Raw genomic sequence first — 23,821 nt, 5'->3', positions numbered from 1 at the left:
ATTGGCCCAGGCACAAAAAAGGGCGACCTGGGCCGCCCTTTTTCAAACCGATCGGTACGGAGCGACTATGCGCCGCTACCGAACTGGCGGTATTTTTCATTACCCACAAAACCGAACTTCGTGACGCCCGAGGCCTTGATCAGGGTCAGGACCTGGGCTGACAGATCGTAGCTGGCATTCGCTTCCGGTTCGAACTGAAGCTCTGGCTCAACCGCGAACGCCATCGATTGCTGCAAATTGCTGACCAGGCCGCCCTGTGTGATGGATTCGCCGTTCCACAGGATCTGGTTATCTGGTGTGAGCACGATCTTGTTGGTGATCGGGTCAACCTCTGGTGGGTTGCTGTTGGGGTCGGGCGCAGGCAAATCGATGTTGATTGCGTGCGTCGCGACCGGGATGGTGATGATGAACATGATGAGGAGAACGAGCAGGACGTCGATCAACGGCGTCATGTTCATTTCCATCATCGGCGAGCCGTCGTCGCTGCCGCCTGCCATTGCCATGAGTGCGTACTCCTAAAAAAATCGTCAGCCGAGGCCGATGATCGAAGACCGATTAACCGCTGGGGCCGTTCGGATCGACCGGGTTCGAAATGAAGGCGATGGTTGGGTAACCAGCTGCCTGCACATTGAAAATGGTACCAGCAACGCAGCGCCAGGGCGCGTTGATGTCGCCGCGGATGTGCACCTGCGGGATCAACTCGGGATCTGCCATGATGGCTTCGGGGCCGCCGGCACGCTGAACGATCGCGTCCAGACGTTCAAAAGCAGCATCGTACAATTCCGTCGAATCAACCAGCGTGGTGTTGTTGAAGAACACCCGGCATTCGCCATCACGTGTGGCGCCCTCAAACCCGGAACGAATAGTTCCTGGCGTGCGGCCATTCACGTCCGTGGTGGTCACGGTGATCAGAAGGTTTTCGACTTTGTCATCCGATTCCTGAGTCGCAATGATCGGAATCTGCAGTTCTTCGACCGTCTGAATGGCCACCGGAACCGCAATCAGGAAGATGATCAGCAGCACCAGCATGACATCCACCAACGGCGTGGTGTTGATGTCAGACATCGGCCTTTCTTCGCCGCCAACACTGATTGCCATAGTTTCGTCCTATCTCACGTAAGCAGGGAAGCGGCGGGCACCAGCATGTGAAGGTGCCCGCCCTTTCGTATTCGCCTGGATCAGGCCTTGTTCGTCGGCGTGGCCGAGCCAGCCGGACGTGCCGCTGCCGGAGCAGTCTTCGCGGCCTTGGCCGATGCCTGTGTGGAGCTTGCAGTCATGACGGCAGGCTTCACTTGGCCATGCGAAGTGATGTTCGCCTGAAGGTCGGTCGAGAAGCCCGAAAGCATCGCTGCGATGCGACGGTTGCGCGACTGCAGGTAGTTGTAAGCGAACACAGCCGGCACAGCGACGAGCAGACCGATGGCGGTCATGATGAGTGCTTCACCAACCGGACCAGCAACCTGATCGATCGAGGCGGAGCCGGTTGCACCGATCTTGATCAGTGCGCGGTAGATCCCGATCACTGTACCGAGAAGGCCAACAAACGGCGCTGTTGCACCAACCGTTGCGAGGAACGGCAGGCCGCCTGCAAGTTTGGCATTGATGGCAGATTCGGAACGCGCAAGCGTGCCGTGCAGCCAATCATGCGATTCGAGGCTATCGGTCATCTTGGCCGATTCGTCGCCGGCACGGATGCCGTCATCGACGAGCTGGCGCCATGCGCTGTTCTTGTCGAACTTGGTCGCGCCTTCTTTCATGGAACCGGCGCGCCAGAAAGCGGCACGGTTTGTGCGATATTCCTTCATCACCTTGTTCTGTTCAAAATACTTGGTGATCAGGATGTAGAACGATCCGACCGACATGATGATCATGACGGTAAGGATCGACCATGCGACAGGGCCGCCTTCTTCCATGGCTTCCATGAAGCCAAAGGAAGTTTCCGGCGCCGCGTCCGAAGCGGCAGTGGCCAAAAGTTCGATAAACATGCTGTTTAGTCCTCTTCCTAGAGAAAATTCGTATCAGTTAAGCTGGTAAACGATGTTGGTAGCCCAACTTCCCGAAATCGGGTTGCCGGCATCATTGAGAGCGGGATTAAAGCGACCATAGCGTGTGAGATCGTCGCACGCGGCCTGGTCAAGGATTGGGTCGGCTGACCGGGTTACGCGGCAACTCGCCACGCGCCCGTCGGGGCCAACTGTAACCGCAACACCCACCGTGCCTTCGATTTCACGGCGAAGTGCCCGCGAAGGATAGTTCTCGATGATGCGACGGGTCCAACGAGCCTGACCGTCCGGCGACACACCACGTGCCTGCGAAGGCGGTGCTGGTGGCGGTGGCGGTGGCGGCGCGGGCGGCGCTGCTGGTGCAGGCGGCGGAACAATACGCGCAGGCGGTGCCGGCGGCGGAATGTTCGGCTGCGTGCGTACCGGCGGCGGATTCGGCGCGATGCTGATCGGCGGCGGAGGCGCGACCGGCGGCGGCGGAGCCACATTTTCTTCCGGCGGCGGAGGTTCATCCTCCGGCTCCGGTGGTTCCGGTTCGTCCTCAATGTCCACTGTAGTCACCCGCTCTACCGCTTCTTTCACCGCCGAGTAGGCGAGTCCGGAAATCAGCAAATAGCCAATGCCAACGTGGATGAGGGCAACGATGATAATCGCGATAATGCGATTACCGCTCATTTCTTGGTCAGCGTAAGCCATCCAGTCCCTTCACTCCGTTTCCAATGCCGGCAAAGCCGACTTTCGCGACAAACAAGATTCGCACCCTGCCAGTCACAGTGATTTGTTGTCCAGCCAAACTTTCATGGCAGAGGTTTTAACAACCCGCGACACAAAACGTGCCCGTATGGCAACAGCCCTGTTATTTTTCTAATGTTCTCGGGCTGAGGAGGCGCGTCTTAACGTTCCATAAGGATATGGGCAAACGCTTTATCCGTTCAGTGGCAATTCACGGCCGTTTCGCTCAGTACTACCGACCGGCGGCAGCCCGCACTCGATTGCCAGCGGAATTGTCTGTGCTCTTGCCAGCAAAGGGACAGTCGGGGCAGGAGAAGCGTCATGAACAACAGCATCCCAAACTTCCGCATGCCGCAGTTCCGGCAAATCGCCTTCATCATGCTGGCTGGTGCGGTTCTTGCCGCATGTTCCACCACCGTGCCTGCGCAATCGCGCGGCAACGACAGGGGCCCGGTCACTGCCGAACTGGGTCCCGGTGAAGATCCGACCTACGTCGATCTCGTCACCTTCGCGCAGGCTGCTGATCTGGTTGCGATTGTTGGGGTAGATAAGCAGGCAGCTTTTCCACCCGAACGCGTGCCCGACGTGCCGCCGGAGCGCGTACGGCTGTATCTTGAAACGCTCACACGCAATCTGTTGGCCTCCGGCACTGGCGTTGGCCAATCGCTGATTTTTGTGACTGATGTGGACCGCGAGACGGATGGTGATGCGCCCGATCTTGAAGAACGTGACTATATCATTTTTGCCGATCAGGCGCGCGGCAGGCCAGGCGAAGTGCAACTTGTATCCAGCCGGGCGATGTTCCCCGCAGGCCCTGTTTTGGAAGGCCGCGTGCGCCGGGTGCTGCGCCAACTGGCTGCAGCCGATGCCCCTCCTGCGATCATCGGATTGCGCGATGTGATTTCTGTGCCGGGCAATCTGGCGGGCGAATCGGAAACGCAGATGTTCATCGAAACGCGCGACGGAACGCCAGTGTCGCTTAGTGTAATCCGGCGCCCCGGAATGACCCCGCAGTGGGGCGTTTCCCTTGGCGAAATCGTGGACACGTCCGCTCGGCCACCGGAACCCGAATCGCTGGCGTGGTATCAATTCGCGTGCTTCCTGCCCGCTCAGCTGCCCGACAGTTCTTTCTTGCAGGGAGACCGCGAATCGCAGGAGCGCGCACGCCGCGACTACGCCTTCGTGCTGGCCGAGCTTGGCCCATGCGCACGGCGTTACAGCTGAGGGATTAGTCGCGTGCATTCGTTTGCACGCTAGCCAAGCCAGGCATCGCCGATTACCTCGCCACGCAAGTGACATGGCAGGCCATTGGCCGCGCATTATGGAAACAGGGGTCATCATGGCAGAGACATTGCGAATCGCTCTTGCAGGGCTGGGTACAGTCGGGGCGGGCGTGATCCGGCTGCTTGGCGAAAATGGCGGATTGATTGCGCAGCGTGCGGGCAGGCCGATCGAAATCACCGCTGTTTCCGCGCGTGACAGGACGAAAGATCGCGGCATCGATATCTCTTCCTATGCGTGGGAAGACGACATGACCGTGCTTGCCGCGCGTGAAGACGTGGATGTGGTTGTCGAACTGGTTGGCGGCTCTGACGGGCCAGCGCTTGCTTTGGCGCGCAAGGCTTTGGCAGCTGGCAAAGACCTCGTCACTGCGAACAAGGCGATGGTGGCCCATCATGGACTGGAGCTTGGCGAACTTGCCGAATCGCAGGGCGCTGCCATGCGGTATGAAGCTGCGGTGGCGGGGGGCATCCCGGCGATCAAGGGGCTTGGCGAAGGCGCTGCGGCAAACCGGATCGAGCGGATTTACGGCATTCTCAACGGCACATGTAATTATATCCTGTCCGAAATGGAAAGCACAGGCCGCGACTTTGCCGATGTGCTGGGCGAGGCCCAGGCGCTTGGTTATGCCGAGGCCGATCCGACATTCGATATCGAAGGTGTGGATGCCGCGCACAAACTGTCGCTGCTGGCGGCGCTGGCTTTTGGAACGCGGCTGGATTTCGATGCCGTCGCAACCACAGGTATCAGCCGTATTCGCGCTGCTGATATCGCGCAGGCACGCGCTCTTGGTTATGTGATTCGCCTGATCGGGCTGGCCGATTGCGAGAACGCTGATGGCAGCCGCCACCTGTTCCAGCGGGTCGCGCCATACCTCGTACCCGTCAGCCATCCACTTGCAGGAGTTGGCGGGGCGACGAATGCCGTGGTTGCGGAAGGCAATTACTCCGGAAGACTGCTGTTCGAAGGCGCGGGCGCCGGTGACGGGCCGACGGCCAGCGCCGTTGTTGCCGATCTTATCGATATTGCGCGCGGCAATGTGCCGCCGCCTTTTTCCTTGCCCGTCTCCCAGCTTGAAGCCAGCGCTCCTGCTGATCCGGGAAATCGCCGCAACCGCGCGTATCTGCGCTTTCTGGTGGCGGACCGCCCTGGCGTTCTGGCCGAGATTACTGCTGCCATGCGCGATGCGGGCGTTTCGATCGAAAGCATGATCCAGCAAGGCCAGCCGGGTGACGAAGATGATCCTGTCCTGGTCGCCATGGTGACCCATGAAGGGCCCGAAGGCGCTGTCGAACGGGCGATGGAACTGCTTGCGGGTTCTCCTAGCCTGGCTGATGAGCCGCTGGTGATGCGGCTGCTCGGGTAAGGGCTAGCCGCCTTCGGAGAGGTCTATCGGGATCCGCCTGCCACGCACACCTGCGGCATCGGGTTCAGGCTCCACTTCAGACACCAATGCGGCGTCTTCCGCGCTGAGCGGCTCGGGGAAAGCGGTTACGTCGATCATCAACGCAGGTTCCGGCGCATAGCCGAAGCGGATGCAGGATGCTGTGCCGACGGAGGCAGGGTTGGTGACCCAGCATGGCGGATCGGTGAGGCCCGGAATGATCACCCTGTCCGACCGTGTAGGGCGCGGCAGAGGCGACATGTAGCGTTCCGAATCGGTCAGTTCCCGGCACACCAAGATCACGCCTTCTTCCTGAACCTCGGTGTTGCAGGGCTCGGTTGCGTCGGCAGGCAGCGGCGCATCTTCGTCCACTTCAGCTTCGTCAGCGGGGCCATAAGCCTGCTGCGCGTGGGCGCTTGCCGGATAAAGCGGTGCCGCAGCAATCAGCGCGGCCAAGATTCTCGACATTACCGCCCCTCCTGCTTAAGCGAGCCCGGATTGCGCATCGGAGGCTGAATTACCCATGAATTCCACATCAGGCAGCGCCAACGGCGGCGAACAAAGTGTTATCGATCGTGTTCTGGTACTCGAGCTGGTTCGCGTGACCGAAAGCGCGGCGATTGCCGCATCCGCGCTGATCGGACGCGGCGATGAAAAGGCCGCCGATGCTGCTGCTGTAGAAGCCATGCGCCGCGCCTTCGATTCGCTTTATATTGATGGCACCGTCGTCATCGGCGAAGGCGAGATGGATGAAGCGCCGATGCTGTTTATTGGCGAAAAGGTTGGCGGCGCACCGGGCAAGGGGCCGAAGATCGATATCGCTCTCGACCCGCTGGAAGGCACCACCATAACCGCGAAGGCTGGTGCGAATGCGCTTGCCGTGCTGGCGGCTGCGGAAGAAGGATGCCTGCTCAACGCGCCAGATGTATACATGGACAAGATTGCCGTCGGGCCGGGCTATCCCGATGATGTCATCAGTCTGGAAAAAACCGCCACGCAGAACGTTCAGGCCGTGGCAGCAGCCAAGGGTGTGGAACCTGCCGACATTGTCGTTTGCGTGCTCGACCGGCCTCGCCATGCGGACATGATTGCAGAGCTGCGCGGGCTTGGCTGCGGTGTCTATCTGATCGGAGACGGTGATGTCGCTGGCGTGATCGCGACAACCAATCAGGATACGACAATAGACATGTACATGGGCCGCGGCGGAGCGCCTGAAGGCGTGTTGGCTGCTGCTGCGCTGCGCTGCGTCGGCGGACAATTCAACGGGCGGCTGATATTCCGCAATGCCGATGAACGCGCCCGCGCCGAAAAATGGGGCATCGAAGACCTCGACCGCATCTACAAATTGGACGACCTTGCGAAAGGCGACTGCATTTTTGCCGCCACCGGCGTGACCGACGGATCGCTCCTCCAAGGCGTAAAACGCATCCACCGCCCCAATGGCGAACGCAAGATGACGACCGAGACAATCGTGATGCGCTCCAGTTCCGGCACCATACGGTGGGTCAAGAGCGAACATAAGATCTAGCGCCGCCTGCGCGGCTGCCGCAGGGTGATAAAGGTTACACCCTGTCACCATGTAATAATCGCTGTAAATTACTGACTTGAAACACATAATCGCCAAATCCCGAAGGTGACACCCTGCCGGAAATTTCCCGGCCGACGCCGCCACGCAAACAGGACTGCCTATCGATTTTTGGCAAGCTGTAGGAAAGTCGCCCGTCCTTCGTGCGGGAAAACCTCTGCCGCCCTCTGTTGCAATCATGGGGCGCTGGGCTAGGGCGTGCGCACCAGCCAACTACTCAGGATTCGCGCGCCATGAAGATCATGTCCGGCAACTCTAACCTGCCGCTTGCCCGCGCTATTGCCGCATATCTCGAAGTGCCGCTGACCGATGCCAGCGTGCGCCGGTTTGCCGATGAGGAAATCTTCATCGAAATTCACGAAAACGTGCGCGGCGAAGATGTGTTTATCGTGCAGTCGACCAGCTATCCGGCAAACGACAATCTGATGGAATTGCTGATCGGTATCGATGCGCTGCGGCGCGCCTCGGCGAAGCGGATCACGGCGGTTGTGCCCTATTTCGGATATGCGCGGCAGGACCGCAAACCCGGCCCGCGCACGCCGATTTCGGCCAAGCTGGTTGCCAACCTGATTACCGAGGCCGGGGCCGACCGCGTGTTGGCGGTTGATCTGCATGCGGGCCAGATTCAGGGCTTTTTCGATATTCCGACGGACAATCTCTACGGCGCGCCGACCATGGCTGCCGATATTCAGACGCGTTATGGCGGTGAAGATTTGATGGTCGTGTCACCTGATGTCGGCGGTGTTGTGCGTGCCCGGTCCCTGGCCAAACGGCTGGACAATGCCCCGCTCGCCATCGTGGACAAGCGCCGCGATCGCCCCGGCGAATCCGAAGTGATGAACATCATCGGCGACGTAAAAGGGCGCAGCTGCATTCTGATAGACGACATTGTCGATTCGGGCGGCACGCTGTGCAATGCCGCGCAGGCGCTGCTGGATCAGGGTGCGAAAAGCGTCGCGGCCTATATCACCCACGGCGTGCTTTCGGGCGCGGCAGTGGCGCGGGTAAATTCATCCGCGTTGAAAGAACTGGTGATTACCGACACGATCAAGGCAACCGATGCTGCTTTGGATTCGGATCGCATTCGCGTGCTGACGATTGCGCCAATGCTGGGCGAGGCAATCCGCCGCATTGCCGATGAAAGCAGCGTGTCGAGCCTGTTCGACTGATCAATCGGGCTGTTGAAGCGAGCGTGGTTCCGCGTTGGGATCGCGCCACGGACCGATTTCGTCGGGCCTCAGCCGATTAAGCGCATCCAGCCGCCGTCGCTGCCGCACTTCCAGTGAAAGCCGCACGAAAGGGTGCGCGCCGTTCTGCAATTGCGTGGGCGACATATCGAAGAAGCTGCGAACTTCCTTCACGCGGTGTGATTGGTCGAAGTAGCGCAGTTCTATTTCCGGGCGGTCTTCGGGGCGCGCCACTTCCAGCAAGGCAGCCCCCATATCAAGCACCCGTGCGCGCCGCAGCGCCTGTTTCGGGGTCACCCCAAAGGTCTGTTTGATAATGCGTTCAATCGTGCGTTTGGACACAGCATGGCCAGCCGCAAATTCCTCCACCGTGATTTTAGGATCGGAGAGGCACTGGCGTTCAAAATCCACGGCAATCGGATCCGGCAGCTTGTGATTCGCAGCTTCGACCAAAGGGCGCAGGAAACGGTCTTCCAGCGTGGACAGCCATACCTCATAATCCTGATCGAGTGGCACTATCGCGCCCAGCGGAGTTTCGTGACCGAACAATTCATCGATATCGATCACGCGGTCCAGCATTTCGCAATTATTCGGAAAGCCCAGCAAGTTTGCAGCTCCGGCGTTGAAATGCAGCGTTATCGCCACATATTTGCCGGTAATGCTCAGTGGCATACACCTGGTCTGCGGGCCGAAATACAAGGCGCGCCCATGCTCACCCGGTTCCCACACTTGGCTTCCATCAGCGCTGCCCGCCGTCCATGCGTCGTGGTAGATGATGGTCATGCAAGGGTGATCGACTACGCGGCCACAATCGATCTGCATTCCGTCTGGCAATTGGCCTTCGGCGATGCTCCACCAGTAGGCCCAGGGCAGAAGGTCGCTGGCCGGCGCGCGTGATAATGCAAGCGGTGATCCCCCACGCGTTGCGCCAGTCTGCGACTTTATCAGCGGCCCCTTGTTCATTGCGTTAAAGAATGCGGTACAATTGTAATCAAAGCAACTTTTATCAAGTTTTTGAGGAATAAAGATGGTTTCCAGGTCCGATATTGCGCTTCTACATCGGTTGGCCGATGCGGCTCGAGACGAGATACGTCCGCTGTTCCGCACTGCTTTGCAAAGCGAAGCAAAAGGCGATGCCAGCCCGGTAACGATTGCAGATCGCAACGCCGAAGCCGCGATGCGCAAGATTATCGAAGCGGAATGTTCGGCCGACGGAATTCACGGCGAAGAATACGGCGTGAAGGATGGCAAGTCCTCGCGCCAATGGGTGCTCGATCCGATTGACGGGACGACCGCCTTTCTTGCGGGCCGACCGATTTTCGGCACGCTGATCGCGTTGCTGGTCGATGGCTTTCCTGTGGCGGGCGTGATCGATCAGGCAATTCTTGGTGAACGCTGGCTCGGGATTACAGGGCAAGGCACGACTTTCAACGGAGAGCCGGTGAAGGCGCGGCTGTGCACCAAGCTGGCAGAGGCAACCATCGCCACGACCGGCCCGCATTATTTCAGCGTGGAGCAGGGTGACCGCTTCATGGCGCTGGCCGGGCAGACCGATCACAAACGCATGGTGATGGGCGGCGATTGTTATAATTATGCCGCTTTGGCGAGCGGCCATATAGATATCGTCGCAGAGGCCGGATTGAAGCTGCATGACTACGCTGCACTTGTTCCGGTGGTAGAAGGTGCGGGCGGTTTCATGTCCGATTGGGCAGGCGAACCGCTTCATGCAGGCAGCGATGGCACGGTGTTGGCGCTGGGCGATCCGGCCCGGCTGGAAGATGTGCTGGATGTGATCGGAAACGCATAAGGCGTAAATCACCTTGCATTCGCGGCGCAAGACGCTAATTGCGCGGCTTCACTTACACGTGATTCATCTGCCGGTCTGGCCGTTAGGGCTGCCAGGGCTGGTTGGACGTGTTCTAGAACTTAGGAGACGAAAATGCCCAAGCTGAAGACCAAGAGCGGCGTCAAAAAGCGCTTCAAGCTCACCGCCACAGGCAAGGTCAAGCATGGTGTCGCTGGTAAGCGCCACCGCCTGATCAGCCACAATGCGAAGTATATCCGCCAACAGCGCGGCACCAAGACGTTGGCCAAGGCCGACTGGGCTGCCGTGAAAAAGTGGGCCCCCTACGGGCTCGGTTGATTGGAAGAGCGGTCCGTCAGCGGACCGGCACCCAGCATCTGAACAAGGATATACGAAATGCCACGCATTAAACGCGGTACTACCACCCGCACCAAGCATAAAAGACTTTTAGAACAGGCAAAGGGCTATCGCGGCCGCCGGAAGAATACGATCCGCGTTGCTCGTCAGGCCGTCGAAAAGGCCGGCCAGTACGCTTATCGTGACCGCAAGGTTAAGAAGCGCACGTTCCGCGGCCTGTGGATTCAGCGCATCAACGCTGCTGTCCGCGAACAGGGCCTCACTTATTCGCAGTTCATGCACGGCGTGAAGCTGGCCGGGATCGAGCTGGACCGCAAGGTCATGGCCGACCTTGCAATGAACGAAGGCGAAGCTTTCGGCCTCATCATCAAGCAGGCGAAAGACGCGCTTCCAGCGTAAGGCGGTTTCGCTGCCTTATCGATTACAGTGATCGAACATTTCAGGGCGCCGGTATCGATTCCGGCGCCCTAATTGTTTGTGCCGGACACAAAACCTTGTCACTAGGCGCCCTATGGCGTCGCAATCATCGCAAGAATTGACAGGGGCCGGTGCGCCCGCGGTGGAGAGCCGATTCTTCACGCCGCCTGCCGAATTCGAAGGCTGCTTCACCACCTTTTACCGGATGACGCTGATACTTCCCGGCGATACCGTGGTTTCCGATTACATGCAGCCCGAATGGGCGAGCCTCCGTTTCTTTTCCGGCGCTCTCCCGACGGCCAAAATCGGGGACGATGTTCTTTCAGAGTCTCGCTACGCCGCTACCGGTCCGAGTTCAAACCCTGCCCATTTTACCATCGGTTCCACCAGAATGTGGGGAATAGGCGTCTTGCCGCTCGGCTGGGCGCGTCTGTTCGATGCCGATGCCAGCGAATTGGCAAACAGGATGGTGGATGGAACACACCATCCGGCATTTTCCCGCTTCAAACCTCTGGCCGACATCCTGTGCGATGATACCATATCCGACGAAAAGCACTTCTTCGCCATTGTGGAAGCGATGCGCCAGAACATGCGTCCCCACCGTGACGAAGACCGCATCCTGCGCGTGCACCGCGCGCTTCTTGATGAGACTATAAGGACGGTTGCCGACCTGGCAGAACGCACGGGCATCAATCCCCGCTCCCAGGAACGTTTGTGCTGCCGGTACTTCGGTTTCACGCCCAAGATATTGCTGCGCCGCCAGCGCTTCGTACGCAGCCTGTCGACCTTCATGCTGGACAGCGGCGGGAAATGGACCGGCGCAATGGACGCGCACTATCACGACCAGGCGCAGTTCAGCCGGGAGTTTTCCAATTTCATGGGCATGAAGCCAAGCGAATATGCCGCGATGGATCACCCGGTCATGAATTCCTTTGTCGCCGCTCGCGCCAGAATGCTGGGCTCGCCAGCGCAGGCATTGGACGCTCCGGGCGGCTGAGCCTGCGGTGAACCGGCATTGCCACTTTGCCATCGGGGCGATTTAACGCTAGCGGAGCGCCCTTCACGCTGGAAACTGGTTCTCATGACTGAAATGCAATCGAAGACCGAAACTGCCCTCGCTGCTATCGCTGCTGCCAGCGACGTGGACGCGCTGGAAGAACAGCGCCTCGCCGCGCTGGGCAAGAAGGGCTGGGTCAGCGCCGCGCTGAAGACGCTGGGGCAGATGTCACCGGAAGAGCGCACCAGCGCAGCGCCCGCCATCCAGGCCGTGCGTGCACAGATCGCCGATGCGCTTGCCGCGAAAAAAGCCCAGCTCGAAGCCGCTGAGCTTGAGGCGCGGCTGGCGACCGAAACGCTCGACCTGACCTTGCCCGCACCAGAAGCGCCGCGGGGCAGTGTCCATCCCGTTAGCCAGGTGATGGATGAACTGGCGGAAATTTTCGCGGACCTTGGTTTCGCCGTAAAGACCGGGCCGGAAATCGAAGACGACTGGTACAATTTCACCGCGCTCAACATGCCCGAAAGCCATCCTGCGCGCGCGATGCATGATACGTTCTACTTCCCGGACACCGCCCCGAAAGGAGGGCGGATGTTGTTGCGCACGCACACCTCGCCCGTGCAGATCCGCACCATGATGGCGGAAGGCGCGCCGGTGCGCATCATCGCACCGGGCCGCGTATACCGGTCGGACAGTGACGCAACGCACACGCCGATGTTCCACCAGATTGAAGGTCTGGTGATCGACAAGGGCATTCACCTAGGCCATTTGAAATGGACGCTGGAAACCTTCCTGAAGGCGTTCTTCGAAACGGACGATATCGTCCTGCGCCTGCGCCCGAGCTACTTCCCCTTCACGGAACCTAGCGTCGAAGTCGATGTCGGCTTCGCAATCGAAAATGGAAAGCGCATCCTCGGCGGCAGCGGCGATGCCGAAGGTCACGGCTGGATGGAATTGCTGGGCAGCGGCATGGTCAATGCCCGCGTGATTGAAATGTCCGGCCTTGATCCGGCGGAGTGGCAGGGCTTTGCCTTTGGTGTCGGTGTGGACCGGCTGGCGATGCTGAAATACGGGATGGACGATCTGCGCGCCTTTTTCGATGGCGATGCCCGCTGGCTGAAGCATTATGGCTTCTCCGGGCTAGACCAGCCGACACTCTCTGGCGGTGTGGGAGTCATGCCATGAAGTTCTCTCTCGAATGGCTCAAGTACTTCCTTGAAACAGATGCCGGAACCGCGGAAATCGCGGCCAAGCTGAACGCTATCGGCATCGAAGTGGAAGACATCGAAGACCCGGCGCAAAAGCTTGCCGGCTTCTGCGTTGCCGAAGTGCTCACCGCTGAAAAGCATCCCGATGCTGACAAATTGCAGGTGCTTTCCGTCAGCACTGGTGAAGGCGCACCCCTGCAAGTCGTGTGCGGCGCGCCCAATGCGCGTGCTGGCATGAAAGGCGTGCTCGGCCTGCCGGGCGCACAAGTGCCTGCCAATGGCATGAAGCTGAAGAAAAGCGCCATTCGCGGTGTGGAATCGAACGGCATGATGTGTTCCGTGCGGGAACTGGAGTTGGGTGAAGAGCATGACGGGATTATCGAGCTTCCCGCTGACGCGCCCGTCGGTCAGTCTTTCGCCGATTACCATGCTACCTCGCCCGTCTTCGATGTGGCGATCACGCCCAACCGGCCCGATTGCATGGGCGTGCACGGCATTGCCCGTGATCTGGCGGCGGCGGGCCTTGGAACGCTGAAAGCGGTGGAACCTTCGCAGATTGCGGCGAGCTTCCCGTGCCCCGTCGAGATCCGCACCGATGATCCGCAAGGTTGCCCCGCTTTCTATGGCCGCGTCATTCGCGGTGTCACCAACTGCGCTTCGCCTGACTGGATGCAGCGGCGGCTGAAGGCCGCAGGCCAGCGCCCCATTTCGGCGCTGGTGGACATCACCAATTACCTGATGCTCGCCTTTGGCCGTCCGGCGCATGTCTATGATCTTGCCAAGCTGTCCGGCCCGGTGGTTGCCCGCCGCGCTACGGATGGCGAGACCGTCGAAGCGCTGAACGAGAAAACCTACACGCTGGACCCCAGCATGACGGTGATCGCGGACGACAATGGCGTGCACGATATTGCCGGTATCATGGGCGGGGAGCATTCCTCGGTGCAGCCGGCAACCACCGATGTGCTGCTGGAAGTGGCCTATTTCGATCCCGAAGCCATCGGGGTGACGGGCCGCAAGCTTGGCCTTGCCACTGATGCCCGCACGCGGTTTGAACGCGGCGTCGATCCGGCTTTCCTCGATGACGGCCTCGCCATTCTCACCAGCCTGATCCAGCGCATTTGCGGCGGTGAAGCCAGTGAAGTCGTGCGCGCCGGTTCGCCTCCTGCCGATCCAAAAGTGGTCGCGTTCGATCCTGCGCTGACGGCGAAACTTGGCGGTGTGAACATTGCCGATCCCGAGCAGAAGCGCATTCTTGAGGCACTCGATTTCGTTGTGGCTGATGATTGGAAAGTCACCTGCCCGCTGCGCCGCCATGATATTGAAGGTCCCGCCGATCTGGTGGAGGAAGTGGTGCGCATTCACGGGCTGGACGCGGTGGAAAGCATCGCCTTGCCCCGGATGGACGGCGTTGCCCGGCCCACCGCCACGCCTGAACAAAAGCTGGAACGCCGCGTGCGCCGCGCCGCTGCTGCGCGCGGGCTGAACGAAGCGATCACATGGTCCTTCCTGCCCACCGATCAGGCGGCACATTTTTCGGATGGCCAGCCGCTGTGGGTGCTGGACAATCCGATCAGCGAAGACATGAAGACGATGCGCCCCTCGCTCGTCCCCGGCCTGCTGTCTGCCGCCAAACGCAATATGGACCGCGGCGCTGACGGCCTGCGCCTGTTCGAAGTGGGTCGCCGTTACTTGCGCAGTGCTGACGGATCAAGCGACGAGCATCCGACGATTGCGGTACTGCTTGCTGGCGAAAAGACTGCGCGCGGCTGGGCCGACGGCAAGGCGCGTATGTTCGACGCTTATGATGCCAAGGGCGAGGCCGAGGCGCTGCTCGCGGAAGCTGGCGCTCCGGTGGACAAGCTGATGGTGATGGGTGAGGCCGGCGGCCAGTTTCATCCCGGCCAGTCCGGCACTTTGCGGCTCGGCCCGAAAAAAGTGCTCGCCCGCTTTGGCGCGCTGCATCCGGCCACGCTTGCTGCATTTGATGTCGATGGTGCCGTGATGGCGGTGGAAATCTATCTCGATGCGATCCCGCCCAAGAAGGGGAAAGGCGGTTTTGCCAAGCCCGATTACGCCCCGCCCGCACTGCAAGCGGTGAAGCGCGACTTTGCCTTCCTCGTTCCTGCCGATCTGGCGGCTGGCGAATTGCTGCGGTCTGTAAAGGGCGCGGACAAGAACAACATCGTCGATGCGCGCGTGTTCGATGTGTTCGCCGGACAAGGCGTGCCGGAGGGCAAGAAATCGGTCGCGATCGAAGTGACGCTCCAGCCGGGCGAGAAATCGTACAAGGATGACGAGCTGAAGGCGATCACCGCAGCGGTGGTTGCCGCAGCGGCCAAGCAAGGCGCGGAACTGCGCGGATGAGCGGGGCTGTCAGCACGATACGCTCCGGCGGTCTTGAAGCGCAGATTGCGCATTTCGGGGCGGAGCTGGTGTCGCTGAAAGACGGCGAAGGCCGCGAATTCATGTACGACGGCGATCCGGCAGTCTGGACCGGGCGCGCGCCGCTCCTGTTTCCGATGGTCGGGCGCTTGAACAACGGCCAGTACAGACATGCCGGCCACAGCTATGCGATGGACACGCATGGTTTTGCGCGCCGCAGCACTTTCACGCTCGTTTCGCAAACCGGCAGCAGCGTGCTGTTCCGCCTTACCAGCAATGCCGAAACGCGGGCGTCATATCCCTTCGCGTTCGAGCTCGACATGCAGTTTGAACTGGATGGGCTGACGTTGAAGATGCGCGCAACCGTGCGCAATCCGGGTGAGGAGACCTTGCCTTTCAGCTTCGGCTACCATCCCGCCTTTGCCTGGCCCTTGCCCGGCGGCGGGGAGAAGCTGGAGCACCGGATTATCTTCGCCGAAGATGAACCGGCGGATATCAGGCGGCTCGACACCAATGGCGTGATTGTGCGCAGCGAAGCCAGTCCGGTCGCTGACAAGACGTTTGCGCTGCATCCCGATCAATTCGTTGAAGATGCGATGATCTGGGATGAACTTGCCAGCCGTGAACTGGTTTACCAGTCACCCGGCGGACCGGCCTTGGAAATAGCATTCGGCAATCTGCCTATGCTCGGCATCTGGCAGAAACCGGGCGCGAACTATATTTGCATAGAGCCGTGGGCGGGCATTGCGGACGATGCCGGCTTCACTGGCGAGTTTTCCGAAAAGCGCGGGATCATGTCCTTGCTGCCGGGCGCGGCGCGGCACTTCACCATGGACGTTACACTTCGCCCCCGCTAACCGCGCAAGCCATGTCCACATCCGTAAATCCGCGCCGCACCTTCGCCATCATCTCGCACCCCGATGCGGGTAAGACGACGCTGACGGAGAAGCTGCTGCTGCAAGGCGGCGCTATTCATTTGGCGGGTGAGGTCAAGGCGCGCGGGCAGGCGCGGCGGGCGCGGTCCGACTGGATGAAGATCGAGCAGCAACGCGGCATCTCTGTCACGTCCAGCGTGATGACATTCGAAAAAGAGCATGAAGGCCAGGCGATCACCTTCAACCTGCTCGATACACCGGGGCATGAGGATTTCTCCGAAGACACCTACCGCACGCTGACCGCGGTCGACAGCGCCATCATGGTGATCGATGCCGCCAAAGGCATAGAGCCTCAGACGCGCAAATTGTTCGAAGTCTGCCGCCTGCGCAGCGTGCCGATCATCACTTTCGTCAACAAGGTAGACCGCGAAGGCCGCGATCCTTTCGAGACGTTGGACGAAGTTGCGGACATGCTTGCGCTGGATGTCAGCCCGCAGATGTGGCCCATCGGCATGGGCGGACTGTTTGAGGGCATTCTGGATTTCCGCACCGGCGAAGTCGCGCGGCCCGAAGGCGATTCGAAGGAATATCTGGGCAAGCGGGAGGCCAATGCGACCATTCCTGAGCAATATGTCGAGGAATATGAGCTGGCGCAGGCGGGCTATCCGGAATTCGATCTGGAGGCATATCGCAACGGCGATCTGACGCCTGTCTATTTCGGCAGCGCGCTCAAGAACTTCGGGGTGGAGGAGCTGATCGACGCGATTGCCCGCTATGCCCCGCCGCCGCGTCCGCAACCTGCTGGCGAGCAGCAGATCACGCCGGATCATGACGAAGTGACCGGTTTCATTTTCAAGGTGCAGGCCAATATGGACCCGATGCACCGCGACCGTATCGCCTTCATGCGGCAAGTGTCGGGCACGTTCAAACGCGGCATGAAACTGACGCCGAGCGGGCTGGGCAAGCCCATCGCGGTGCATTCGCCAATCCTGTTCTTCGCGCAGGACCGCGAAATTGCCGATACGGCAGAGCCTGGCGATATCATCGGCATTCCCAACCACGGCACCTTGCGCGTTGGCGATACCCTGAGCGAGAAGAACCAGATCCGTTTCACCGGCCTGCCCAATTTTGCGCCGGAAATCCTGCGCCGCGTGCAATTGAGAGACCCGACCAAGACCAAGCAGCTTCGCAAGGCCCTGGATGATCTTTCCGAAGAAGGCGTCATCCAGGTATTTTATCCGGTGATCGGCGGATCAAGCATCGTCGGCGTGGTCGGGCAGTTGCAGCTGGAAGTGCTGATCAGCCGGCTGGAAGCGGAATATAAGGTGGAAGCCGCACTGGAAGCTTCGCCCTTCGCCACGGCGCGCTGGCTGAAAGGCCCGGATGCGGCGCTGGATGATTTTGAACGGTTCAATCAGGGCAATCTGGCGCGCGATCGGGACGGCGATCTCGTGTTCATGGCGAAAAGCCCATGGGATGTCGGCTATCAGGAAGAGAAAAATCCCGATTTGAAGTTTTCGGCAACCAAGGAACGGTGACAGGCGCGGCATTGCCGCGTAGCTTGCGCTGATGGCAGACTTCACCGACACGCTCACCGATAAACACATCGCAATGATCGAAGGCCAGCCGGTCTTCTTCGTGGCCACTTCTGCGCCCGATGCGCGGATCAATTTGTCGCCCAAAGGGTATGACGCGTTCCGCGTGATTTCGCCTGCCCGCGTCGCCTATCTCGACCTGGCGGGTTCGGGGAACGAGACAAATGCCCACCTGCTGGCTGATGGACGCATCACCGTGATGTTCTGCAATTTTCAGAACCCCGCCTTGATCCTGCGTATTTATGGCCGGGGTACGCCGGTGCTTCCTGCGGACAGCGGGTGGAGCGAATTGTCGGAGCAATTCACCTTGCTGCCGGGAACGCGGCAGATTTTCGATATCGCTGTCGAAAGCGTGCAGACCAGTTGCGGCTGGGGCGTGCCGGTTATGGAAATGGAAAAGCCGCGCGACACGCTAGTCAAATATCATTCCGGCAAAGAGCCGGATGTGTGGGCAGATAAGTATTCTCAGTCCAAGCCATCGATAGACGGCCTGCCAACACGCGCCACAGACCGGTACATCGCGGGCGAATAGCGCCGCCTGCCAAGCTCCCGTGCAACTTACCTTCGCCAGCTATAACATTCACAAGGCTATCGGCAGCGATGGGCGACGCAATCCCATGCGCACCCTTGATGTTATTGACCAGCTCGAAGCAGACATTGTCGCCTTGCAGGAAGTCGATATCCGGTTTGGCGACCGGCAAAGCGTGCTCGATCTGCAAGATATCACGCAGCGCGGCTGGCAGGTCGCTGCCATGCCGACGCTGCCGCAAAGCCTGGGTTGGCACGGCAATGCGATATTGGTGCGTGGCGGCATCGAGATTGCTGAAGTCCAGGCGGAAAATCTGCCGCAGATCGAGCCGCGCGGTGCTGTTCGTGCGAAACTGCGAGCGGACACAGCTGAGATTTGCGTCACCGCCATGCATCTCGATCTGTCCGGACTGCGGCGAAAACGGCAATTTGCGCATCTTTGCACTGCCAGCCGCGCACCGGGCCTGCCCGCAGTCATGCTGGGCGATTGCAATGAATGGTTGCGCCCAATTGGCGGGGACCGCGGGCTCGCCGCGCACTGGGAGATGATTACGCCCGGGCGCAGCTTTCCTGCACGCCGGCCGATGCTCGCGCTCGACCGGGTCATGCACACGCCGCATTGGGACGTGATCGATATGCGGGTTCACAACACCGCCTTGGCGCGGGCCGCTTCGGACCATCTGCCGATCCGTGTGACCCTGTCACTATAAGCCCGTCCCTGTAAGCCCGCCCCTGTATACCCGCCCCGGTAAGGCCGTCCCTTCAAGTCTGGCCCTTTAGCCTGGCATATCGGCAGTCTCTGCCCGATTCTTGAGCGGCCATGCACGTTTTTTGTGCGCTGCAATAAAAGCGTGTTCCGAAACCCTTGGGCATTCCCCTGCGAAATCGCGTGATCGCGCGTTTGGCACGAGCTTTGCAGCGTGGTCCTGTGGCCGGGGCAGTCACCGGCACAATATCAGGGGCAGCGCATGAAATTTGTCATCGCCATTATCAAACCATTCAAGCTCGACGAAGTGCGTGAAGCGCTCGCCGCAGTTGGTGTCGCCGGGATGACCGTCTCGGAAGTGAAGGGGTTTGGCCGCCAAAAGGGCCAGACCGAAATTTATCGCGGTGCCGAATATTCGGTCAACATGCTGCCGAAGGTGAAGCTCGAAATCGCGGTCAGCGACGAGATGATGCCGAAGGTGGTGGAAGCGATCCAGCAAACCGCCAGCACACAAAGCATCGGCGACGGCAAGATCTTCGTGCTCGACCTCGCGTCGACCACGCGCATCCGTACCGGCGAAACCGACGAAACCGCGCTGTGATCAGCCACATTGTGACCAGGGGGTCAGGCAATATGAAAAGCACTTTTCCAAAATTCGGCACACTTTTGAAAATGGGCGGAGTTGGCGCGGCAGCGCTGCTTGCATCCAGTCCGGCACTTGCTGCTCCTGTGGCAGAACTTGCAGCACCGGCCGCAGACGCTGTTGGAGGTGGCACGGCCTACATTCTCAATACCCTGCTGTTCCTGATCGGCGGGTTTCTCGTCATGTGGATGGCGGCGGGTTTCGCCATGCTGGAAGCGGGCCTTGTCCGTTCCAAGAACGTGTCGACCCAGTGCCTGAAGAACATCGGCCTGTATTCGATCGCCGGCCTGATGTTCTGGGTCGTGGGTTATAACATCGCCTATCCGGGCTTTGACGGCGCCGGCTGGTTCGGCATGGCCGGCACGATTTACCCGATGCAGGAAGTCGGCTCGGCTGATCTGGATACAGGTTATTCGGTCGCGTCGGACTGGTTCTTCCAGATGGTCTTCTGTGCCACGACAGCTTCGATCGTTTCGGGCACCGTGGCAGAACGTGTGAAGATCGTACCGTTCTTCATCTTCGTGACCGTGCTGACGGGCTTTATCTATCCGGTTGTAGTCAGCTGGGAATGGGGCGCCGGTTCGCTTGATGCGATGGGCTTCTCCGACTTCGCTGGTTCCACACTGGTCCACTCGACAGGCGGCTGGGCCGCACTGATGGGCGCGATCATCATCGGCGCGCGCATCGGCCGCTACGGTCCCGACGGCAAGGTGAACGTGTTCCCCGGTTCGAACATTCCGCTCGCAACCCTGGGTACGTTTATCCTGTGGCTCGGCTGGTTCGGCTTCAACGGCGCGTCGCAGCTTGCGATGGGCACAGTTGGTGACGTGTCGGACGTGTCGAAGATCTTCGTGAACACCAACATGGCTGCTGCTGGCGGCGTGGTGACTGCGATCATCCTGACGCAGCTGCGCTACAAGAAGGCCGATATCACCATGGCGCTGAACGGCGCGCTGGCCGGCCTGGTATCGATCACGGCAGAGCCGCTGGCACCTTCGGTCGGATCTTCGATCCTGATCGGTGCTGTGGGCGGTGCGATCGTTGTCTTCACCGTTCCGCTGCTCGACAAGTTCAAGATCGACGACGTGGTCGGCGCCATCCCGGTTCACCTGTTCGCAGGTATCTGGGGCACGCTTGCTGTGGCCTTCAACACCCAGTCCGAAGTGGACGGCGCGGTGCTGAGCATGGGTGCACAGTTCGGCGTTCAGGCCATCGGTGTGGCCGCGACCGGCGTGTTTGTCTGCCTCGCCTCCGGCATTCTCTGGTTCGCTCTGAAAGCAACCATCGGCGTACGGCCGAGTGAGGAAGTCGAACTGGCGGGCCTCGATGTCCACGAAACCGGCGTCGAAGCATATCCGGGGTTGGCCAACCAGGGCTGATCCGAAACCTAGTTTGGCGGGGCCGGGAACTCTCTCCTCTCTCCCTCTCGATCTCGCCTCACATCGTTCCTCCTGCGAACGTACAACTTTGATGGGCCGGGGCTGACGCTCCGGCCCCTTTTTTTGCACTTTTGGGTTGCCAGTCGGGGGCGTTGCGCCGCAGTAACCTGTGGCCGGACCAAGTTACCGTCGCCAGGGAGAGCCCGAAATGAAGTTTGTTGTCGCCATCATCAAGCCACACAAATTGGAAGCCGTGCGGGAAGCGCTGGCCGCCATCGGAGTATCTGGCATGACCGTGTGCGAGGCGAAGGGTTTCGGACGGCAAAAAGGCCAGACAGAAATCTACCGTGGGGCCGAATATGCCGTGAACATGCTGCCAAAGGTTCGGCTGGAAATCGCCGCGAGCGATGACCTTGCGCCGAAAATCGTCGAGACCATCCGCGAATCGGCAAACAACGGGCAGATCGGCGATGGCAAGATTTTTGTACTGGAACTTGTTTCTGCCACACGGATCCGCACTGGCGAAGAAGGTGAGCTGGCGCTCTAGCTGGCAATTGTAAATATTGCTGCATGCGGCACACGCCGATTGCCCCCCATCGCTTAGGTGCGTAGGGGGCCGACAATCAACGATAATGTTGAAGGAGATTGTCTGTGCGGTACTGGATTAGTAGTGTTAGTGTAATTGCGGCAATGATCGCATCGCCAGCCTTGGCGCAGGACCAATCGGTGGATCGCGGAGTATATGTTGGCCTGGAGGCAGGGGCAGTGCTTCCTGATGATTATCGCACAGATATCGGCCGCTTCCTGAAAGACGCAAATACCTCCAGCGACATAGGCTGGGAAGCCGCGGCCTTGCTCGGCTATGACTGGGGCCGCTTCCGCACCGAAATCGAAGGCAATTACCGGACTTGGGGCGCGGACGAAATTACCTCCGCGCAGGCAGGTATCCCGCAGTCTGCCACAACCACAGCCACTGGCACGTTCGATTATGAAGGCGATATTTCGCTGAAATCGCTCATGGCCAATGCTCTTGTCGATTTTGGCGATGCCGACGGCTTGCAGTTTTCGTTGGGCGCCGGTGCGGGCCGCACGTGGATGGATATCCAGACCAACGCTGCAAACAGCAGTTCCGATTTCCTGGACACAAGCGACAGTGAATGGGCGTGGCAAGGTATCGCGCAGGCTCGCATGCCGGTTAGCGATCGGGTCGATGTGGGTTTGAAATACCGTTATTTCAGCACGTTGGAGTTTGAACCGCAGGACACTCGTGGCCGTGCAATCGATTTTGAAGTCGCTTCGCACTCGGTATCGCTGAGCCTGATGATGATGCTTGGCAGCCGGCCTGCCCCAACGCCGCCGCCGCCAGTTGTGCTGCCTGAGCCGGCCCGCCCTGCGCCGCCTCCTCCCCCGCCGCCACCGCAGGCGCTCCCGTCATGCAACACCGGACCGTACATCGTGTTCTTCGATTTTGACCGATCGGATCTTACGCCTGAAGCTGCGAGCGTGCTCAGCAGTGCATTGTCCGCCTATTCGGTGTGTGGAAGGGCCAATGTCATGCTGGCAGGCCACACAGACCGGTCAGGTAGTGCAGCTTACAACATGGGTCTCGCAGAGCGGCGGAACACTGCAGTGCAGACCTATCTCTCCGGACGCGGCATCCCTTCGGCTGACATCATGACCGAGGCATTCGGTGAAACCATGCCGCGGGTCGCCACGGCAGATGGCGTGCGTGAACCGCAGAACCGCCGCGTGGAAGTGACCTTCGGGCCGGGTTCAGGAAACTAGTCTTTTTGATCCGTCGCCGCTGCGTTCCAGCGGCGGCGGATCATATCTGACGTTTCACGGCTGCCGTCGTGGCTCCAGCCGGGTTCGCGCCACAGGTAGGATAACTTATGCCGCCATGGCGCGCGCCACACGTCGCGCGCTATCGCCAGCCATTCGTGGAACACCACTTTCAGCGGATTAAAGCTGCCGATTTGGTGGACGATGCCGTATCGGATCTGGTCCGCATCGTCTTCGGCTGCAAAAGTGCCGAACAGCTTGTCCCAGATGATGAAAGTCCCGGCGTAATTGCGGTCCAGATACCGCGCGTTCACGGCATGATGGACACGGTGATGGCTGGGCGTGTTCATCACCGCTTCGAACCAGTGCGGCATTCGTTTGATCGATTCGGTATGTATCCAGAACTGGTAGATCAGGTTGAACCCGCCGCACGCCAGGATCATCCCCGGCTCGAACCCTGCAAAAGCCAGCGGCAGGCGGAAGATGAAGGATGCGGCGAAAAAGCCGGTCCAGCTTTGCCGCAGCGCCGTCGAAAGATTGTAGTGTTGGCTGGAATGATGATTGACGTGGCTCGCCCAGAACCAGCGGACCCGGTGGGCGCTGCGGTGGAAGGTGTAATAGGCCAGATCGTCCAGCACAAAACATAGCGGCCAGGCCCACCACGCCCAGCCGATCGACAGCGGTGTTGCCGAATGCGCCCATACCAGCATCGCCAGCACCGCTGCGGCAGTCAGCCCGCCGGCAACCGTGCTGCCCAGCCCGATCGCAAGTGATGTCGCCGTATCGCGAGATTCATATGCCCTTGGCTGTCGCCGCCTTGCCCAGAGCAATTCAGCGACGATCAGCGCCACGAACACGGGTATCGCAAAGGTGACGGGATTAAATTGCATGGTCTGCAGGATAGCAGCACGGCCGCGCGCCGCCCATAGCCATCAGTGTGGTGCCGTTAGTGAAGTGCCACCAGTGTAGGGCCATG

The 23,821-nt window shown here is 60.1% G+C and carries 25 protein-coding genes; 18 read left to right on the top strand and 7 right to left on the bottom strand.

Going from position 1 to position 23,821, the window contains the following annotated elements:
* Positions 1-65 precede the first annotated feature (65 nt).
* The 4 genes from AB731_RS01610 to AB731_RS01595 form a co-directional block, all read right to left on the bottom strand.
* On the bottom strand, positions 66-503 hold the full coding sequence (locus tag AB731_RS01610) for an ExbD/TolR family protein (protein WP_047092690.1): 438 nt from the start codon (positions 501-503) through the stop codon (positions 66-68).
* A 52-nt stretch (positions 504-555) separates the two neighbouring features.
* Positions 556-1,098 (bottom strand): ExbD/TolR family protein, encoded by a 543-nt coding sequence (locus AB731_RS01605; RefSeq protein WP_047092691.1) that lies wholly within the window; start codon positions 1,096-1,098, stop codon positions 556-558.
* 80 nt (positions 1,099-1,178) lie between these two features.
* Positions 1,179-1,985 carry a MotA/TolQ/ExbB proton channel family protein gene (locus AB731_RS01600; RefSeq protein ID WP_047092692.1) on the bottom strand — a complete coding sequence of 269 codons (807 nt, stop codon included), beginning with the start codon at positions 1,983-1,985 and terminating at the stop codon, positions 1,179-1,181.
* 33 nt (positions 1,986-2,018) lie between these two features.
* Positions 2,019-2,699, bottom strand: coding sequence for an energy transducer TonB (locus AB731_RS01595; protein ID WP_047092693.1), 681 nt, complete (start codon positions 2,697-2,699; stop codon positions 2,019-2,021).
* 357 nt (positions 2,700-3,056) lie between these two features.
* Here AB731_RS01595 and AB731_RS01590 point away from each other — a divergent pair, with 357 nt between their 5' ends.
* Both AB731_RS01590 and AB731_RS01585 read left to right on the top strand, forming a co-directional pair.
* Positions 3,057-3,959 (top strand): hypothetical protein, encoded by a 903-nt coding sequence (locus tag AB731_RS01590; protein ID WP_052768906.1) that lies wholly within the window; start codon positions 3,057-3,059, stop codon positions 3,957-3,959.
* Positions 3,960-4,074: 115 nt separating this feature from the next.
* Positions 4,075-5,382, top strand: coding sequence for a homoserine dehydrogenase (locus AB731_RS01585; protein WP_047093168.1), 1,308 nt, complete (start codon positions 4,075-4,077; stop codon positions 5,380-5,382).
* A 3-nt stretch (positions 5,383-5,385) separates the two neighbouring features.
* Here AB731_RS01585 and AB731_RS01580 read toward each other — a convergent pair whose 3' ends face one another.
* A complete protein-coding gene (locus AB731_RS01580) occupies positions 5,386-5,868 on the bottom strand; it encodes a hypothetical protein (RefSeq protein ID WP_047092694.1) in 483 nt (160 codons plus the stop codon).
* A gap of 55 nt (positions 5,869-5,923) precedes the next feature.
* Here AB731_RS01580 and glpX point away from each other — a divergent pair, with 55 nt between their 5' ends.
* Together glpX and AB731_RS01570 are read left to right on the top strand one after the other, a co-directional pair.
* Positions 5,924-6,928: a class II fructose-bisphosphatase gene (gene glpX / locus AB731_RS01575; protein WP_047092695.1), complete on the top strand. Its 1,005-nt coding sequence runs from the start codon at positions 5,924-5,926 to the stop codon at positions 6,926-6,928.
* Positions 6,929-7,218: 290 nt separating this feature from the next.
* Positions 7,219-8,154 carry a ribose-phosphate pyrophosphokinase gene (locus AB731_RS01570; protein WP_047092696.1) on the top strand — a complete coding sequence of 312 codons (936 nt, stop codon included), beginning with the start codon at positions 7,219-7,221 and terminating at the stop codon, positions 8,152-8,154.
* Here the strand turns inward: AB731_RS01570 and AB731_RS01565 are convergent, their stop codons facing one another.
* Positions 8,155-9,135, bottom strand: a complete 981-nt coding sequence (locus AB731_RS01565; RefSeq protein WP_047092697.1) for a helix-turn-helix transcriptional regulator — start codon at positions 9,133-9,135, stop codon at positions 8,155-8,157.
* Between the two features lie 64 nt (positions 9,136-9,199).
* On the opposite strand from AB731_RS01565, the gene AB731_RS01560 reads away from it, so the two are divergent.
* From AB731_RS01560 to AB731_RS01495, 14 genes are all read left to right on the top strand, one after another.
* Complete coding sequence (locus AB731_RS01560; RefSeq protein WP_047092698.1) at positions 9,200-9,979, top strand: inositol monophosphatase family protein; 780 nt, start codon at positions 9,200-9,202, stop codon at positions 9,977-9,979.
* A gap of 132 nt (positions 9,980-10,111) precedes the next feature.
* Positions 10,112-10,315, top strand: a complete 204-nt coding sequence (gene rpmI, locus AB731_RS01555; RefSeq protein WP_047092699.1) for a 50S ribosomal protein L35 — start codon at positions 10,112-10,114, stop codon at positions 10,313-10,315.
* A 57-nt stretch (positions 10,316-10,372) separates the two neighbouring features.
* Positions 10,373-10,732: a 50S ribosomal protein L20 gene (rplT, locus tag AB731_RS01550; protein WP_047092700.1), complete on the top strand. Its 360-nt coding sequence runs from the start codon at positions 10,373-10,375 to the stop codon at positions 10,730-10,732.
* Between the two features lie 112 nt (positions 10,733-10,844).
* A complete protein-coding gene (locus AB731_RS01545) occupies positions 10,845-11,747 on the top strand; it encodes a helix-turn-helix domain-containing protein (protein ID WP_047092701.1) in 903 nt (300 codons plus the stop codon).
* A gap of 84 nt (positions 11,748-11,831) precedes the next feature.
* Positions 11,832-12,932, top strand: coding sequence for a phenylalanine--tRNA ligase subunit alpha (gene pheS, locus AB731_RS01540; protein WP_047092702.1), 1,101 nt, complete (start codon positions 11,832-11,834; stop codon positions 12,930-12,932).
* Positions 12,929-15,319 carry a phenylalanine--tRNA ligase subunit beta gene (gene pheT, locus AB731_RS01535; protein ID WP_047092703.1) on the top strand — a complete coding sequence of 797 codons (2,391 nt, stop codon included), beginning with the start codon at positions 12,929-12,931 and terminating at the stop codon, positions 15,317-15,319. Before pheS ends, pheT begins: the two co-directional genes overlap by 4 nt.
* A complete protein-coding gene (locus AB731_RS01530; protein ID WP_047092704.1) occupies positions 15,316-16,194 on the top strand; it encodes an aldose 1-epimerase family protein in 879 nt (292 codons plus the stop codon). Before pheT ends, AB731_RS01530 begins: the two co-directional genes overlap by 4 nt.
* Before the next feature lie 11 nt (positions 16,195-16,205).
* Entirely contained in the window at positions 16,206-17,750 is a 1,545-nt protein-coding gene (locus AB731_RS01525) for a peptide chain release factor 3 (protein ID WP_047092705.1), read from the top strand.
* Between the two features lie 31 nt (positions 17,751-17,781).
* A complete protein-coding gene (locus tag AB731_RS01520) occupies positions 17,782-18,339 on the top strand; it encodes a pyridoxamine 5'-phosphate oxidase family protein (RefSeq protein WP_047092706.1) in 558 nt (185 codons plus the stop codon).
* 19 nt (positions 18,340-18,358) lie between these two features.
* Positions 18,359-19,045 carry an endonuclease/exonuclease/phosphatase family protein gene (locus tag AB731_RS01515; protein ID WP_047092707.1) on the top strand — a complete coding sequence of 229 codons (687 nt, stop codon included), beginning with the start codon at positions 18,359-18,361 and terminating at the stop codon, positions 19,043-19,045.
* A 258-nt stretch (positions 19,046-19,303) separates the two neighbouring features.
* On the top strand, positions 19,304-19,642 hold the full coding sequence (locus AB731_RS01510; RefSeq protein ID WP_047092708.1) for a P-II family nitrogen regulator: 339 nt from the start codon (positions 19,304-19,306) through the stop codon (positions 19,640-19,642).
* 32 nt (positions 19,643-19,674) lie between these two features.
* Entirely contained in the window at positions 19,675-21,063 is a 1,389-nt protein-coding gene (amt, locus tag AB731_RS01505; protein ID WP_231638801.1) for an ammonium transporter, read from the top strand.
* Positions 21,064-21,271: 208 nt separating this feature from the next.
* A complete protein-coding gene (locus AB731_RS01500) occupies positions 21,272-21,610 on the top strand; it encodes a P-II family nitrogen regulator (RefSeq protein WP_047092709.1) in 339 nt (112 codons plus the stop codon).
* A 143-nt stretch (positions 21,611-21,753) separates the two neighbouring features.
* Positions 21,754-22,848 carry an OmpA family protein gene (locus tag AB731_RS01495; RefSeq protein ID WP_047092710.1) on the top strand — a complete coding sequence of 365 codons (1,095 nt, stop codon included), beginning with the start codon at positions 21,754-21,756 and terminating at the stop codon, positions 22,846-22,848.
* Here AB731_RS01495 and AB731_RS01490 read toward each other — a convergent pair.
* A complete protein-coding gene (locus tag AB731_RS01490; protein ID WP_047092711.1) occupies positions 22,845-23,735 on the bottom strand; it encodes a sterol desaturase family protein in 891 nt (296 codons plus the stop codon). The genes AB731_RS01495 and AB731_RS01490 overlap by 4 nt on opposite strands.
* Positions 23,736-23,821 lie beyond the last annotated feature (86 nt).

The organism is Aurantiacibacter marinus, from assembly GCF_001021555.1.
In the GTDB taxonomy this organism is placed as follows: Bacteria; Pseudomonadota; Alphaproteobacteria; order Sphingomonadales; family Sphingomonadaceae; genus Alteraurantiacibacter; species Alteraurantiacibacter marinus.
This window is presented reverse-complemented; position numbering and strand designations above follow the sequence as displayed.